Source organism: Herbaspirillum sp. BH-1, from assembly GCF_002870055.1.
GTDB classification, from domain to species: domain Bacteria; phylum Pseudomonadota; class Gammaproteobacteria; order Burkholderiales; family Burkholderiaceae_D; genus Herbaspirillum; species Herbaspirillum frisingense.
Window position 1 is genome coordinate 118,759 of record NZ_PKOI01000005.1, and the last position, 14,500, is coordinate 133,258.

Consider the following 14,500-nt stretch of genomic DNA (forward strand, 5'->3'; position numbering starts at 1 on the left):
CATCATGCGTTACATCGTCATCGGCACCAGCGGTGCCGGCAAATCCACCTTTGCCGCTGCGCTGGCGGAGTCATCGAAGTGCCCATATATCGAATTGGATCAGCATTATTGGGGGGCGGACTGGCAGGCAGTGCCACCTGCTCAATTCGAAGGTGCAGTCCGTGAGGCCATCGCGGGCGATTGCTGGGTAGCCGACGGCAACTACAGCGCGGTGCGAGAGTTACTGTGGTCGAGTGCCACCCATATAGTCTGGCTCAACTATGGGCAAGGGACGATTTTTCGTCGGCTGCTTTGGCGCACGCTCACTCGTGGATTGCTCCGTACCAAGCTCTCGCATGGCAATCGTGAATCGCTGCGGATGGCATTTTTCTCGCGTCACTCCATCCTGCTTTGGGCCTGGACAACATTCGGAAAGAACCGCGAAAAATTCTCACGACTGCGTGTCGATCCCCAATACGCCCATCTGCAGTGGTGCGAGTTCAGGACGCCAAGGCAGGCCAGGCGATTTCTGGCAGCGCTGGCGGAACATTCAGCCTCATCGGATTGATGTTGCGTCGTTCAAGGCCAATCGTCCAAACGTTCCCTTAAGCTCATCTCGCCAGTCCGTGCAACATACAAGGGCATGAGGCCGAGAACATCTACGATTTCAAGGATTGCAGTCGCCTTGGGTATCTCCAGGGAACAATTGGACTTCTGAGTGGCAATTGCAGCTGTGCCTTGACGTTACCTTCTTATGCTTGCTAGTCTCCCTCATCCCATCAAAAAAATATGGGATCGAGTTTGGCGACTCGAATACACCTAGCGCGGACGTCCGCCTTTTTTTGGCGGCTTTTTTATGTCCGATGCCTGAGCACGTCTTGACCATGGCGGGCCTTGGCAGGGATACCTTCGGGTATGCCGGCGGCGCGGGTGTGCCGGTTCGCCAACCTTGTCTTGTGCCCGCCACCTCCATTTGGCGATGGAATGGTGGGTGATACCCGTCACCCCAGGAGGCAATATGCTTAATCCTCACTCGCCCGCGTTATCCCAATCCCCCTCATTCCAGCCTTTTTCCTGGCACAACGCCGAGGTTCCACCGTCGCGCAAGAAGCTTCTTGCTGAATATGCTCAGGATGTCGGCACAGGTGTTGCCACGTTGCTGTCCCTGATCGAACACAGTGAAATCGAGGCAGTCGACGAGCGTCCGCTATTGTCGGAAGTAGACCGGGGGACTCTGTTGCGTCTGGCGATCACCGCCAGCAAGATGCTGGCCAGGGTCGCCGAAGAAGATATCGACGTGGCCAATACGGTGAAGCCGCTGTAACGCTACATCCGAGGGGGCAGCACTCCGTTGCCCCCTCACCAATACTTGCAACGCAGTCTCGCCGATCAGCCTTCATTGGTCGGCTCAGCCGATTTCTTCGCCCTGTAGGCCCTGACTTCTCCGATCTTCAACCCCCTGGGCAGCAGGCCATGCTTGGCCCAGCCCACCCGTTGCGCGTGGTAGATGCCGGTATGGCCGGAAAACAGGTAAGCGACCACGCAGGCCAGCGCCGCAAACGGGCCGATTTCCGGGCCGAACAATTCGATGGCCATGATGGTAGAGGCAATCGGCGTATTGGCCGCACCCGCGAAGACGGCCACGAAGCCGATGCCGGCCAGCATCGAGAAGGGCAGGTGCAGCAGCGGTGCCAGGGCATTGCCGAGGGTGGCGCCGATGTAGAACAGCGGCGTGACTTCGCCGCCCTTGAAGCCGGTACCCAGCGAGGTGACGGTGAAGGCCATCTTGCCCAGGAAATCCCAGGGCGCCAGCGGCTGCTGGAAGGCTTCCACGATCACCGGAATGCCCAGGCCGATGTAGCGATCGGTGCCGCTGGCCCACACCCCCAGCGCCACGACCAGCCCACCGACGAAGGGGCGCAGCGGCGCATAGGCGATGCGGCTTTTCATGAAGGCTGACAGGCGATGCGTGCTGTTGGCAAAGACCATACCGATCAGGCCGAACACCACGCCAGCGGCGATCACGGCGGCCACGCTCCATAAGGCGACGGGGGCGCTGCCGCTCATGAGGTAGTGGGTGTGATGCACGCCCCAGGCCAGGCCCACCTGGTCGGCGGCGATGGCGGCGATGAAGCAGGGCAGGATGGCGTCATAACGCATGCGGCCGATGGCCAGCACTTCCAGCCCGAAGATGGCGCCGGCCATCGGGGTGCCGAAGACGGACGCGAAGCCGGCGCTGATGCCGGCCATGAGCAGGATACGGCGATCTTCGGTGCGCAGGCGCAGCAGGTGGGTGAGCTGGTCGGCCAGCGCGCCACCCATCTGCACGGCGGTTCCTTCGCGCCCGACGGAGGCGCCGAAGAGGTGCGACATCACGGTGCCGAACAACACCAGTGGCGCCATGCGCAGGGGGATCACCTTCTTGGGGTCGTGGATTTCATCGATGAGCAGGTTGTTGCCGGCTTCGACCGGCTTGCCGGTGTGCAGATAGAGCCAGCCCACGATAAAACCACCCAGGGGCAGCAGCCAGATGATCCAGGGATGACCCTGGCGCCATTGCGTGGCGTACTCCAGCGAGAACAGGAAAAAGGCGGAGGCCGAGCCTGCCAGTACGGCGATCAGGCAGGCGATCAGGCACCATTTGGCGATGTAGGGCAGCAGGTAGAGCTGTTCGGGGTATTTGTAATGTTTCATGTTGCCAGGATTATAGTGAACCAGCCTGGAAACACGGAGCGCAGGAAGCGCAGGAAAGATGAAGGTGCGCGCCTACAGCCCTGGGTCGCCAGGTCACTGTAGGCATCATCAGCCCCAACATGATGTTGGTGGCGGTTTGAGGAGGAATGCCATCTCCTTGGCCACGATGGTAACAAGATTGAATCCGGTAGACAACAGAATGTGACCCGGAGTTGATGTGTTTCGCGGCGCTTATCGCTTGTTGCTGGGCTTACAGCGGGTTCGGCACCAGTTCCGGGATGCCGACCACCACGGTCCATGGTTGCACCTGCCAGCGCGTGACCAGGCCCTGGGTGACATAGGGATCGGCGGCGGCGAATGTTTCGGCATGCCCGGCCGCACCCTGGAACAGCAACAGGCCGCTGGACGGGGGATTGCCGACAGCGCCGCCGGCCAGCATTTCGCCGCGGGCCACGGCTTGCCGGCATAGGTCCAGGTGGGCGGGGCGCAGGGCGGTACGGCGTTCCAGGTAATCGCCGACGAATTCATAGCTGAGCAGGTAAAGCATGACGGGGCTCCGGTCTGCGTGGAAAAGGTGGATAGCATCGCTGAAGAAGCCTGCACTTGGCAAACATTTAAGCTGCAGGAACGTATCGGCGAATTGCCCTTCAAACGCCTGACCACCGCGACCAGTGCGGTCGTGGCCATGACCAATAACAGGGGAGCACCGGTGAAAACCTTTCATTGCGACAATTGTGGAATGCAGGTCTTTTTTGAGAACACGGTCTGCGGGAATTGCGGCTGGATGCTGGGTTATCAGCCGCAATTGCAGGCCATTGCCAGCTTTTCGCCGCTGGAGCCGGCACAGCCGGTGGATGGCGAGGTGGCAGCGGAGGCAGCGGAGGCGGTGGCCGAACCTGGCCCCGGCCGCTGGCGCAGCGTCAGGCCGGAGAACGAAGGGCGGGTCTTCAAGCAGTGCCTGAACTACTGGCGTGAAAACATCTGCAACTGGATGCTGGACGAGCGCGAGCCCCACGAGCTGTGCGCCTCATGCCGCCTGACGCGGGTGATCCCCAATCTGGAGGAGGGCAATAATCGCGTGCTCTGGAGCCGCCTGGAAACGGCCAAGCGGCGCCTGCTGCATTCGCTGTGGACCTTGCAGTTGCAGCCGGTGCCGAAGATGGAGGATGAAGAGGCCGGGCTGGCCTTCGAGTTCATGCAGGATCTGCCGCATGGTGAACGGGTGCTGACGGGGCATGCCGACGGTGTCATCACCATCAACATCGCCGAGGCCGATCCCGCTTATCGGGAGCAGGCGCGGGAACAGATGGCCGAGCCTTATCGCACGCTGCTGGGGCATTTCCGGCATGAAAGTGGCCATTATTATTTCGACCGGCTGGTCGCGCCCACGGAGTGGCTGGCGCCGTTCCGGGAACTGTTCGGCGACGAGCGTCAGGACTATGGCGAGGCGCTGAAAACGCATTACGAGAACGGTCCGCGCGCGGACTGGGATCAACATTTCGTCAGCGCCTACGCCAGTAGCCATCCCTGGGAGGACTGGGCCGAGACCTGGGCGCATTATCTCCACATGTTCGATACCCTGGAGACGGCCTATGCCTGCGGCGTGCAGCTGAGGCCGCGTCATGAGGGCGAGCAGAAGCTGGTGATCAAGGCGCCGCCAGTGGCGGCGGGCTCATTCGATGAACTGGCGCGGGAGTGGTTTGCGCTGACCTATGTGCTCAACAGCCTGAACCGCAGCATCGGGATGCCGGATTCCTATCCCTTCACCCTGACCACGCCGGTATTGGAAAAACTGCGCTTCATTCATGAGGTCGTCAATGGAAAGCGGAAGGCGGGCATGGCTGCGGTGCAGGAGCAGGCGGCATAGTGCCTTGCCATGCGGCCTTCGGGCGCGCAGCCATAAAAAAACCCGGAAGCAGCTTCCGGGTTTTTCTTTGTGCGGGCCACTTACGCGGCCTGGCGTTCAGGTTCAGTCGTCCCTGGCTTCGAGTGCGCGGTTCAGGCTCAGCGCAGCCAGCGAACCTACTGCGCCGGAGAGCAGGTAGAAGCTCACGTAGGCCATGCCGAAGTGGGCCGACAAGCCCAGCGCCACCAGCGGTGCGAAACCGGCGCCGACCAACCAGGCGAGATCTGAAGTCAGGGCCGCGCCGGTATAGCGATAGCGGGTCTTGAAGTTGGCGGTCACCGCGCCGGCTGCCTGGCCGTAGGACAAGCCGAGCAGGGCAAAGCCGATCAGGATGAAGGTGTTCTGGCCCGATTCGCCGCCATTCATCAAGGTCGGGACGAAGGCGGAGAGGATGGCGATCAGCAGGGCCATGGAACCGAGCGTGTTGCGGCGGCCGAAGCGGTCCGCCACCACGCCCGACACCACGATGCCCACCGCCATGATGAGGCCGCCCCAGATCTGGATGACCAGGAAGTCGGCGGCTTCACGCAGCGAGTACAGCTTGATCCACGACAGCGGGAACACCGTCACCAGGTGGAACAGGGCATAGCTGGCCAGGGCGGCCAGGGCGCCGATGATGATGTTGCGGCCCTGGGTGGTGGCCAGCTCGACCACGCCGGCCGGTTCCAGCTCGCGTTCATCGAGCAGCTTGGCGTATTCCGGGGCCGACACCAGGCGCAGACGCGAGAACAGGGCGACCACGTTGATGGCGAAGGCGACGTAGAACGGATAACGCCAGCCCCATTCGAGGAAATCGGCCGTGGTCAGGCTGGAGAGCATGTAGGCGAACAGGCTGGCTGCCACCACGAACCCCAGCGGCGCGCCCAGCTGGCCCAGTGCGGCGTACCAGCCACGCTTGTGCTCCGGTGCGTTCATCGCCAGCAACGAAGGCAGGCCATCCCACGCGCCACCCAACGCCAGGCCTTGACCAACTCGTAAAAGCGAGAGCAAGATGATCGCCCAGACGCCAATGTGATCAAAAGTTGGTAACAAGGCAATGCCCGCAGTCGAAAAGCCGAGCATGAACAACGCCAGCGTCAGTTTCACCTCTCGGCCGTAGTGCTTTTGAATCGCCATAAAGATCGTGGTCCCGATGGGGCGGGCCAGGAAGGCGAAGGAGAAGATCACGAAGGAGTAGAGCGTGCCTTCCAGTTTCGGATCATTGGGGAAGAACAGGGTCGGAAACACCAGCACCGAAGCCAGCGCATAGACGAAGAAATCGAAGTATTCGGACGCTCGTCCGATGACCACGCCGACGGCGATTTCACCGGGTTCGATCCTGGGGTGGTCGTGGGAAGTGGAAGGATGGTCCGATTGCGGTCTGAATTCACCCGAACCTTGACTGTTGTGGATGCTGGTGCTTGCCATGGCTTTGTCTCCCACTGTTAGAGGTTTAGTCGCAGTACGTACTACTTAATCCCAACCTGGCAGGTGGCAGCTGACAGGGTGGGACAAAACGTCCAATCGCCAACACACTTTATTGGCGTTACATTACCACGCTCTGATACATACGACTGGAATTTTCCTTCATGGTTTCTCAAATCCTTCGTCGCGGATTGCTCCTGCTTCCTGCGCTTTTGTTGGCTGGGTGCAACACCGTCGTGATGAATCCTTCCGGCGACATCGCTAACCAGCAAGCGCGCCTGATCGTCATCTCGACCGCCTTGATGTTGCTCATCATCGTTCCGGTGATCATCCTGACGCTGCTGTTCGCATGGCGTTATCGCAAGAGCAACACTTCTGCTCCCTACGAGCCGGACTGGGATCACTCGACCCGTCTGGAGCTGGTCATCTGGGGCGCACCCCTGCTGATCATCATCGCCCTGGGCCTGTTGACCTGGATCACCACCCACACCCTGGACCCGTACCGTCCGCTCTCGCGTATCGACGCCGAGCGTCCGCTGGCTCCGCAGGTCAAGCCGCTGGTGGTGGAAGTGGTGGCGCTGGACTGGAAGTGGCTGTTCATCTATCCGGAACAAGGCATCGCTACTGTCAATGAGTTGGCCGCGCCGGTGGATGTTCCCATCCAGTTCAAGATTACTGCGTCCAATGTGATGAATTCCTTCTACATCCCTGCATTGGCCGGCCAGATCTACGCCATGCCGAGCATGGAAACCAAGCTGCACGCCGTCATCAACAAGGCCGGCGAATACGACGGCTTCTCCGCCAACTACAGCGGCGCCGGCTTCTCGCACATGCGCTTCAAGTTCCACGGCCTGGACCAGGCTGGCTTCGACGCCTGGGTGCAGAAGGCCAAGGCTGACTCCGGCAAGCTGGACCGTGCCGAGTACCTGAAACTGGAACAGCCCAGCGAGCGCGATCCTGCCCGCCTGATCGGCAGCGTCGAGCCGAACCTGTTCCACGCCATCGTGAACCGCTGCGTGGCTGCCAACACGGTGTGCATGGACCAGATGATGGCCACCGACCTGAACGTGAAACCGGGCCAGCAAAAGGCTGAATGATTTCCTTGCCTGGTAGCCGTATCAGCGCAGCAGAACACCGCTGCGCCCCAATTTCCTTTTTCCCCGGGAAGTAAAGATGTCTGACAATTTTGACCTGATAAAGCTGATCTTCGGTCGCCTCAGTCTGGAAGCGATTCCATACCATGAGCCGATCCTGATCGGTACCTTCGCCATGGTGGCGCTGGGCGGCATAGTGGTACTGGGCCTGCTCACCAAATATCGCCTGTGGGGCATGCTGTGGCGCGACTGGTTCACCAGTATCGACCACAAGCGCATCGGCATCATGTACATCGTGCTGGCCATCGTCATGCTGCTGCGTGGCTTTGCCGATGCGGTGATGATGCGCGCACAGCAGGCCATCGCCTTCGGCGACAACGCCGGCTTCCTGCCGCCGCACCACTATGACCAGGTGTTCACCGCCCACGGCGTGATCATGATCTTCTTCGTGGCCATGCCCCTGGTGACCGGTCTGATGAACTACGTCGTGCCCCTGCAGATCGGTGCGCGCGACGTGGCCTTCCCGTTCCTGAACAACTTCAGCTTCTGGATGACCACCTTCGGCGCACTGCTGGTGATGGCCTCGCTGTTCGTGGGCGAATTCGCCCGCACCGGCTGGCTGGCCTACCCGCCGCTGTCGGGCATCCTGTACAGCCCTGACGTGGGGGTGGACTACTACATCTGGGCCTTGCAGGTGGCCGGGGTAGGGACACTACTTTCCGGCATCAACCTGGTGGTGACCATCGTCAAGATGCGCGCCCCGGGCATGAACATGATGAAGATGCCGGTCTTCACCTGGACCTCGCTCTGTACCAACGTCTTGATCGTGGCCGCCTTCCCGGTGCTGACCGCCGTGCTGGCCATGCTGTCGCTGGACCGCGTCTTCGGCACCAACTTCTTCACCAACGACATGGGCGGCAACGCCATGATGTACGTGAACCTGATCTGGATCTGGGGCCACCCCGAGGTCTACATCCTGGTGCTGCCGGCCTTCGGCGTGTTCTCTGAAATCGTCTCGACCTTCAGCGGCAAGCGTCTGTTCGGCTACACCTCCATGGTCTATGCGACCGTGGTGATCACCATCCTGTCCTACCTGGTGTGGCTGCACCACTTCTTCACCATGGGTTCGGGCGCCAGCGTGAACTCGTTCTTCGGCATCACCACGATGATCATCTCGATCCCGACCGGTGCCAAGATCTTCAACTGGCTCTTCACGATGTACCGTGGTCGCATCCGCTTCGAAGTACCGATGCTGTGGACCATCGGCTTCATGATCACCTTCGTCATCGGTGGCATGACCGGCGTGCTGCTGGCCGTTCCCCCGGCCGACTTCGTGCTGCACAACTCGCTGTTCCTGATCGCCCACTTCCACAACGTCATCATCGGTGGCGTGGTGTTCGGCATGTTCGCCGGCATCAACTTCTGGTTCCCGAAGGCCTTCGGCTTCAAGCTGAACCAGTTCTGGGGCAAGTGCTCGTTCTGGTTCTGGTTCGTGGGCTTCTACCTGGCCTTCATGCCGCTGTACGTGCTGGGCCTGATGGGCGTGACCCGTCGCATGAGCCACTTCGACGATCCGTCGCTGCAGATCTGGTTCGTGGTCGCTGCACTGGGTGCCGGCCTGATCGCCCTGGGCATCGGTTCCTTCATCATGCAGATCGCCGTCTCCATCCGCGATCGCAAGAAGCTGGCCGACGTCACCGGCGACCCGTGGGATGCCCGTACCCTGGAATGGTCGACTTCCTCGCCGCCGCCTGTCTACAACTTCGCCTTCACCCCGGTCGTGCATGACAACGACGCCTGGGCTGACATGAAGAAGAACAAGTATCAGCGTCCGCTGGGTGACTTCGTGGAAATCCACATGCCCAAGAACACCGGTGCCGGCTTCATCATCGCTGCGCTGTCGGCAGTGCTGGGCTTCACCCTGATCTGGCACATGTGGCTGCCGGCCGTGGCAATCTTCGTCGTCCTGGTTGCCGCGACCATCATCCACACCTTTAATTACAACCGCGACTACTACATCCCGGCCGACGAAGTCGTCCGTGTCGAAGCAGAGCGCACACGTCTGTTGAATAGCCATGTCTGAAGCAATCAACCACACGGCCGACGCGACGCCTAGCTCGCGCTATTTCGTCCGCCATCACCATCCGGAGAACGGCACCCTGCTGGGCTTCTGGATCTACCTGATGAGCGATTGCCTGATCTTCGCCTGCCTGTTTGCGTGCTATGCCGTGCTCGGCCGCAACTACGCAGGCGGCCCGACCGGCGCCGAGCTGTTCGACCTGCCGCTGGTGGCGCTGAACACCGCGCTGCTGCTGCTGTCGTCGATCACCTACGGTTTCGCCATGCTGGCCATGCAGGCCAAGAAGCAGCAGAACACCATCATCTGGCTGGTCATCACCGGTCTGCTGGGTGCCGGCTTCATCTACTTCGAACTGTATGAGTTCCTGCACCTGATCCACGAAGGCGCCGGCCCGACCCGCAGCGGTTTCCTGACCTCGTTCTTCGCCCTGGTCGGTACCCACGGTCTGCACGTCACCTTCGGCATCATCTGGCTGATCGTGCTGCTGTTCCAGATCAACAAGCATGGTCTGACCGAAGCCAACGGCCGTCGCCTGATGTGCCTGTCGATGTTCTGGCACTTCCTGGACGTGGTCTGGATCGGTGTCTTCACCTTTGTCTATCTGATGGGAGTCCTGCCATGAGCCGCGGCCACCAAGAACACCCGGCCCGTCCGATGGGCCAGCACGATGACCATGGCCACGGTCATGGTCATGGCGACCACGCCGCCCACGGCACGATGAAGGATTACGTCACCGGCTTCGTGCTGGCCGTGATCCTGACCGCGATCCCGTTCTGGATGGTGATGAACAAGTCCATCTCCAGCTCGGCCACGCTGGGCATCGTGCTGCTGGCCTTCGCGGCCGTGCAGATCGTGGTGCACATCAAGTACTTCCTGCACATGAACGGCAAGTCCGAAGGCGGCTGGAACATGCTGGCGATGATCTTCACCATCGTCATCGTGGTCATCACCCTGTCCGGTTCGCTGTGGGTCATGTATCACCTGAACCACAACATGATGCCGACCATGTCGCCGGAAAACATGCCGACCGAAACTGTCCCGCAATCGATGCAGGGCATGCAGGGTATGCAACACGGCGCAGCCCAATCGAAATGAGCCCGACGCCGAATCAAGGCGTGAAGCAGGGCAAAGAAAGCGGAGCGGCGCAAGCCGCTCCGGTATCCCGCACAAAGGCCAGCCTGCTGTTGCTGACCCTTTTGGCGGGATTTTTCTTTCTGGTCTTCGCCGCGCTGGGAAGCTGGCAGGTCTACCGCCTGCAATGGAAGCTGGACCTGATCGCCAAGGTCGATGCCCGCGTGCATGCCGCACCCGTGGCCGCCCCTGGCCCCCAGGAATGGCCGCAGGTCTCGGCCGAACGTGACGAATATCGCCGCGTAAGCCTGTCCGGCCGCTACCTCTACAGCCAGACCGTGGCCGTGCAGGCCAGCACCGACCTGGGCAGCGGTGCGTGGCTGCTGACGCCCTTGCAGCTGGCCGATGGCACGCTGGTCCTGGTCAATCGCGGCTTCGTCAACGTCTCGCCGCTCAAGCTGGATGCCAATGGCCTGGCCGACGCACCGGCCGGGCAGAGCACGCAAGTAGTCGGGCTACTGCGCATGAGCGAGCAGGGTGGTGGTTTCCTGCGCAGCAATGACGCCGCCCAGAATCGCTGGTATTCACGCGACGTCAAGGCCATCGCCCAGGCGCGTGGCCTGTCGGGTGTGGCGCCGTACTTCGTGGATGCCGACAAGCCTTCGGCCGAAGCCAACGCCGCCGTGGCACCGGACGCGCAGAAACCGGTCGGTGGCCTGACCGTCATCGCCTTCCACAACAGCCACCTGGTCTACGCCCTGACGTGGTATGCCCTGGCCCTGATGTCGCTGGGTGCAGGCTACTGGGTGATCCGTGATGAGCGCCGCTGGCGCCAGCGCATCCAGGACGCCCGCTCCAAGGGCTGACACGCATGACCGCCGCCGACACCTTCGCCAAGCGCAAGACCCTGCGCGAGCGCTGGCAGCGCCTGCGCCAGGGGGAGCAGAACCCGGCCGGCCACCAGAACATGCTGCTGCTGATCCAGCTGCGCTGGCTGGCGGTGCTGGGGCAGGTGTCCACCATCGCCTTCGTGGTGCTGGTGTTCGACCTGCACCTGCCGCTGCCGCACATGCTGGAGGTGCTGTCCTGCCTGATCGCCTTCAACATCGCCAGCCACCTGCGCTGGCATGAACGGCGCATCGCCACCAACGCCGAACTGTTCCTGGCCTTGCTGGTGGATGTGGCGGTGCTGACCTTCCAGCTCTATCTGAGCGGCGGCATCACCAATCCCTTCGCCTTCCTCTACCTGATGCAGATCATCCTCTCGGCCGTGCTCCTGAAGCCCTGGTCGAGCTGGGCCATCGTTGGTGTCACCATGGTCTGCCTGGCCGGACTGGCGCTGTTCTCCGAGCCGCTGGCGCTGCCGCCGGACCACAATGCCGGCCTGCTGAGCCTGTATGTGGAAGGTACCCTGATCTGCTTCCTGCTCAATGCCGGCCTGATGGTGTTCTTCATCACCCGCATCAGCAGCAACCTGCGTGCCGGCGACGCCCTGCTGGCTGACCTGCGCCAGCGTGCCGCCGAGGAAGATCACATCGTGCGCATGGGCTTGCTGGCCTCCGGCGCCGCCCATGAACTGGGCACGCCGCTGGCGACCGTCTCGGTCATCCTCGGCGACTGGAAACGCATGCCCGAGATCAGTCAACGCCAGGACATGCTGGACGACATCGCCGAAATGGAAGCCCAGCTGCAGCGCTGCAAATCCATCGTCAGCGGCGTGCTGCTCTCGGCGGGTCAGGCCCGTGGCGAATCCTCGATCAAGACCACCCTCAACACCTTCCTCGACAGCGTGGCCGAGGACTGGCGCAAGACGCGCCCGGTGGAGGTATTCCAGTACCGCAACCTGATCGAGCAGGATGTGCCGGTGGCCTTCGATTCGGCCATCAAGCAGATGTTGGGCAACGTACTGGACAATGCCTTCGAGGTCTCGCCGCACTGGCTGGCGCTGGAGGTCAGGCGCGAGGGCGATCTGCTGTTGATGGAAGTGACCGACCAGGGGCCGGGCTTCCCGGAGTGGATGATCAACCAGATCGGCAAGCCCTACCAGTCGACCAAGGGCAAGCCTGGTCGTGGTCTGGGTCTGTTCTTCGTGGTCAACGTCGCGCGCAAGCTGGGCGGACGGGTCTGGGCCAGCCATCGCAGTGGTGGTGGCGCCTGCGTCACGCTGGAGCTGCCGCTGTCGGCCATCAGCCTGGAAAGCCCGCCCGAGGCTGTGCCGGGCAGTGTGGCACCGGATTTTCCGACCGGCGCTTGATGTGCCGCAATGTGCCGCAAGCCGCGCCCACCGGGCGTTTGATTGCCATCATTCCTTTTTCTTTTGCTCGCTGCCATGCCGGGCGCCGTCTCGACATACAATAGCGCCCTGGGAAAGCAGATAGAAGAAATAGGGAATGTACATGCCGGCTGATCGCCTGCTCCTGATCATCGAGGACGATGCCGCCTTCGCACGCACCTTGGGGCGCTCCTTCGAGCGCCGTGGCTACACCGTATTGCTCGCCGCCAGCCAGGAAGAGGCGGCGGCTCATCTCAAGGAACACCAGCCCGGCTATGCCGTGGTCGACCTGAAGCTCGGTGGCAATGCCTCCGGCCTGGCCTGCGTGCAGATGCTGCATGCCCACGACGAGAACATGCTGATCGTGGTCCTCACCGGATTTGCCAGCATCACCACGGCAGTGGAAGCCATCAAGCTGGGCGCCTGCCAGTACCTCGCCAAGCCCTCCAATACCGACGACATCGAAGCCGCCTTCGGCCACGTGGCCGGCTCCTCCGAGCTTGAATTGCCGGCCCGCGCCACCTCCATCAAGACCCTGGAATGGGAGCGCATCCACGAGGTGCTGGTGGAGACCGATTTCAACATCTCCGAAACCGCCCGCCGACTTGGCATGCATCGCCGTACCCTGGCGCGCAAGCTGGAGAAGCAGCGGGTCAAGTAAGCCAAGTAAGCATCAGCAAGCATTCAAGCAGCAGGGCAGCAGTGGTTATCATGGCGCCCTAGGCAAGGCCATCTCATCAAAAGGGAATGACGTGAAACAGTTCAACTTCCAGTTCGACTTCCAGCGCAACATCCTGTGGGCGGCCAGTGCCGCCATCCTGTCCCTGGCCGGCGCCAGTGCCACCGTCACCGCCAGCGCCCAGGAGACCATCAGGATCGGCGAGATCAACAGCTACAAGGCGCAACCGGCCTTCCTGGAGCCCTACCGTCGTGGCTGGGAAATGGCCCTCGATGAGGTCAATGCCGCCGGTGGCGTGCTGGGCAAGAAGCTGGAAGTGATCGCCCGCGACGACAACGGCAACCCCGGCGACTCCGTGCGGGTGGCCGAGGAATTGATGGCCCGCGAACGGGTGGCCTTGCTGTTTGGCGGCTTCCTCTCCAACACCGGCCTGGCGCTGACCGATTACGCCCGCCAGCACAAGGTATTCTTCCTCGCCGCCGAACCGCTGACCGACAAGATCGTCTGGCAGAACGGCAACAAGTACACCTACCGTCTGCGCCCCTCCACTTACATGCTGGTGGCCTCGGTGGTCAAGGAAGCCGTCAAGCTGAAAAAGAAGCGCTGGGCCATCGTCTACCCCAACTATGAATACGGCCAGTCGGCCGTGGCCAGCTTCAAGACCCTCATGAAGCAGGCCCAGCCCGATGTGGAGTTCGTGGTCGAACAGGCGCCGCCGCTGGGCAAGATCGATGCCGGTGCAGTGACCCAGGCCCTGGCGGACGCCAAGCCCGATGCCATCTTCAACGCACTGTTCGCGGCCGACCTCGGCAAATTCGTGCGGGAAGGCAATACCCGCGGCCTGTTCGATCATGTGGAAGTGGTGTCATTGTTGACCGGCGAGCCGGAATACCTGGACCCGCTGAAGAACGAAGCCCCGCAGAACTGGATCGTCACCGGCTACCCCTGGTATGCGATCAATACGCCCGAGCACAAGAAGTTCGTCGAGGCCTACCGCAAGAAATTCAATGACTACCCCCGTAACGGCTCACTGGTCGGCTACAGCGCCCTGATGTCGATCGCGGCCGGCATCAGGAAGGCCGGCAGCACCGATGCCGACAAGCTCGCCGCCGCCTTCTCCGGCCTGAAGGTCGACACGCCGGTGGCCAGCATCGTCTATCGCCCGCAGGACCACCAGTCCACCCTGGGCGCCTTCGTCGGTCGCACCGGCATCAAGGATGGCAAGGGCATCATGACCAGCTTCAGCTACGTTGACGGCGCCAGCCTGCAATTGCCCGACGACGAGGTCAGGAAACTGCGCCCGGCCGATTGAGTGTCGTCG

14 protein-coding genes and 1 riboswitch are annotated in these 14,500 nt (G+C 61.8%); of the genes, 11 read left to right on the forward strand and 3 right to left on the reverse strand.

From position 1 onward, the window contains the following. Positions 1-4: 4 nt before the first annotated feature. Both HBH1_RS08850 and HBH1_RS08855 read left to right on the forward strand, forming a co-directional pair. The gene (locus HBH1_RS08850) at positions 5-547 is read left to right on the forward strand and encodes a P-loop NTPase family protein (protein ID WP_102662438.1); all 543 of its coding nucleotides are present in this window, start codon (positions 5-7) and stop codon (positions 545-547) included. Between the two features lie 450 nt (positions 548-997). Further along, positions 998-1,303, forward strand: a complete 306-nt coding sequence (locus tag HBH1_RS08855; protein WP_102662439.1) for a hypothetical protein — start codon at positions 998-1,000, stop codon at positions 1,301-1,303. A gap of 65 nt (positions 1,304-1,368) precedes the next feature. Here the strand turns inward: HBH1_RS08855 and HBH1_RS08860 are convergent, their stop codons facing one another. Beyond that, positions 1,369-2,673 carry a voltage-gated chloride channel family protein gene (locus HBH1_RS08860; RefSeq protein ID WP_102662440.1) on the reverse strand — a complete coding sequence of 435 codons (1,305 nt, stop codon included), beginning with the start codon at positions 2,671-2,673 and terminating at the stop codon, positions 1,369-1,371. A 92-nt stretch (positions 2,674-2,765) separates the two neighbouring features. After that, positions 2,766-2,839, reverse strand: a riboswitch (Fluoride riboswitch). Positions 2,840-2,923: 84 nt separating this feature from the next. Continuing rightward, positions 2,924-3,220 (reverse strand): YciI-like protein, encoded by a 297-nt coding sequence (locus tag HBH1_RS08865; protein WP_102662441.1) that lies wholly within the window; start codon positions 3,218-3,220, stop codon positions 2,924-2,926. A gap of 162 nt (positions 3,221-3,382) precedes the next feature. Here HBH1_RS08865 and HBH1_RS08870 point away from each other — a divergent pair, with 162 nt between their 5' ends. Beyond that, on the forward strand, positions 3,383-4,540 hold the full coding sequence (locus tag HBH1_RS08870; RefSeq protein ID WP_102662598.1) for a zinc-binding metallopeptidase family protein: 1,158 nt from the start codon (positions 3,383-3,385) through the stop codon (positions 4,538-4,540). A 102-nt stretch (positions 4,541-4,642) separates the two neighbouring features. Here the strand turns inward: HBH1_RS08870 and HBH1_RS08875 are convergent, their stop codons facing one another. Next, positions 4,643-5,986: an MFS transporter gene (locus HBH1_RS08875; RefSeq protein ID WP_102662442.1), complete on the reverse strand. Its 1,344-nt coding sequence runs from the start codon at positions 5,984-5,986 to the stop codon at positions 4,643-4,645. 161 nt (positions 5,987-6,147) lie between these two features. Between HBH1_RS08875 and cyoA the strand changes: the two genes are divergently transcribed. The 8 genes from cyoA (at position 6,148) to HBH1_RS08915 (ending at position 14,491) form a co-directional block, all read left to right on the forward strand. Then, positions 6,148-7,080: a ubiquinol oxidase subunit II gene (gene cyoA / locus HBH1_RS08880; RefSeq protein ID WP_102662443.1), complete on the forward strand. Its 933-nt coding sequence runs from the start codon at positions 6,148-6,150 to the stop codon at positions 7,078-7,080. A 76-nt stretch (positions 7,081-7,156) separates the two neighbouring features. After that, positions 7,157-9,160: a cytochrome o ubiquinol oxidase subunit I gene (cyoB, locus tag HBH1_RS08885; RefSeq protein WP_006462267.1), complete on the forward strand. Its 2,004-nt coding sequence runs from the start codon at positions 7,157-7,159 to the stop codon at positions 9,158-9,160. Next, positions 9,153-9,779 carry a cytochrome o ubiquinol oxidase subunit III gene (gene cyoC, locus HBH1_RS08890; protein WP_006462266.1) on the forward strand — a complete coding sequence of 209 codons (627 nt, stop codon included), beginning with the start codon at positions 9,153-9,155 and terminating at the stop codon, positions 9,777-9,779. Before cyoB ends, cyoC begins: the two co-directional genes overlap by 8 nt. Further along, positions 9,776-10,252 (forward strand): cytochrome o ubiquinol oxidase subunit IV, encoded by a 477-nt coding sequence (gene cyoD / locus HBH1_RS08895; RefSeq protein ID WP_102662444.1) that lies wholly within the window; start codon positions 9,776-9,778, stop codon positions 10,250-10,252. The genes cyoC and cyoD overlap by 4 nt, the downstream gene beginning before the upstream one ends. Beyond that, complete coding sequence (locus HBH1_RS08900; RefSeq protein WP_102662445.1) at positions 10,249-11,094, forward strand: SURF1 family protein; 846 nt, start codon at positions 10,249-10,251, stop codon at positions 11,092-11,094. The genes cyoD and HBH1_RS08900 overlap by 4 nt, the downstream gene beginning before the upstream one ends. A gap of 5 nt (positions 11,095-11,099) precedes the next feature. Beyond that, entirely contained in the window at positions 11,100-12,482 is a 1,383-nt protein-coding gene (locus HBH1_RS08905; RefSeq protein ID WP_102662446.1) for an ATP-binding protein, read from the forward strand. A 142-nt stretch (positions 12,483-12,624) separates the two neighbouring features. Then, complete coding sequence (locus HBH1_RS08910; RefSeq protein WP_102662599.1) at positions 12,625-13,161, forward strand: response regulator transcription factor; 537 nt, start codon at positions 12,625-12,627, stop codon at positions 13,159-13,161. A 130-nt stretch (positions 13,162-13,291) separates the two neighbouring features. Then, positions 13,292-14,491, forward strand: coding sequence for an ABC transporter substrate-binding protein (locus tag HBH1_RS08915; RefSeq protein ID WP_369878606.1), 1,200 nt, complete (start codon positions 13,292-13,294; stop codon positions 14,489-14,491). Positions 14,492-14,500 lie beyond the last annotated feature (9 nt).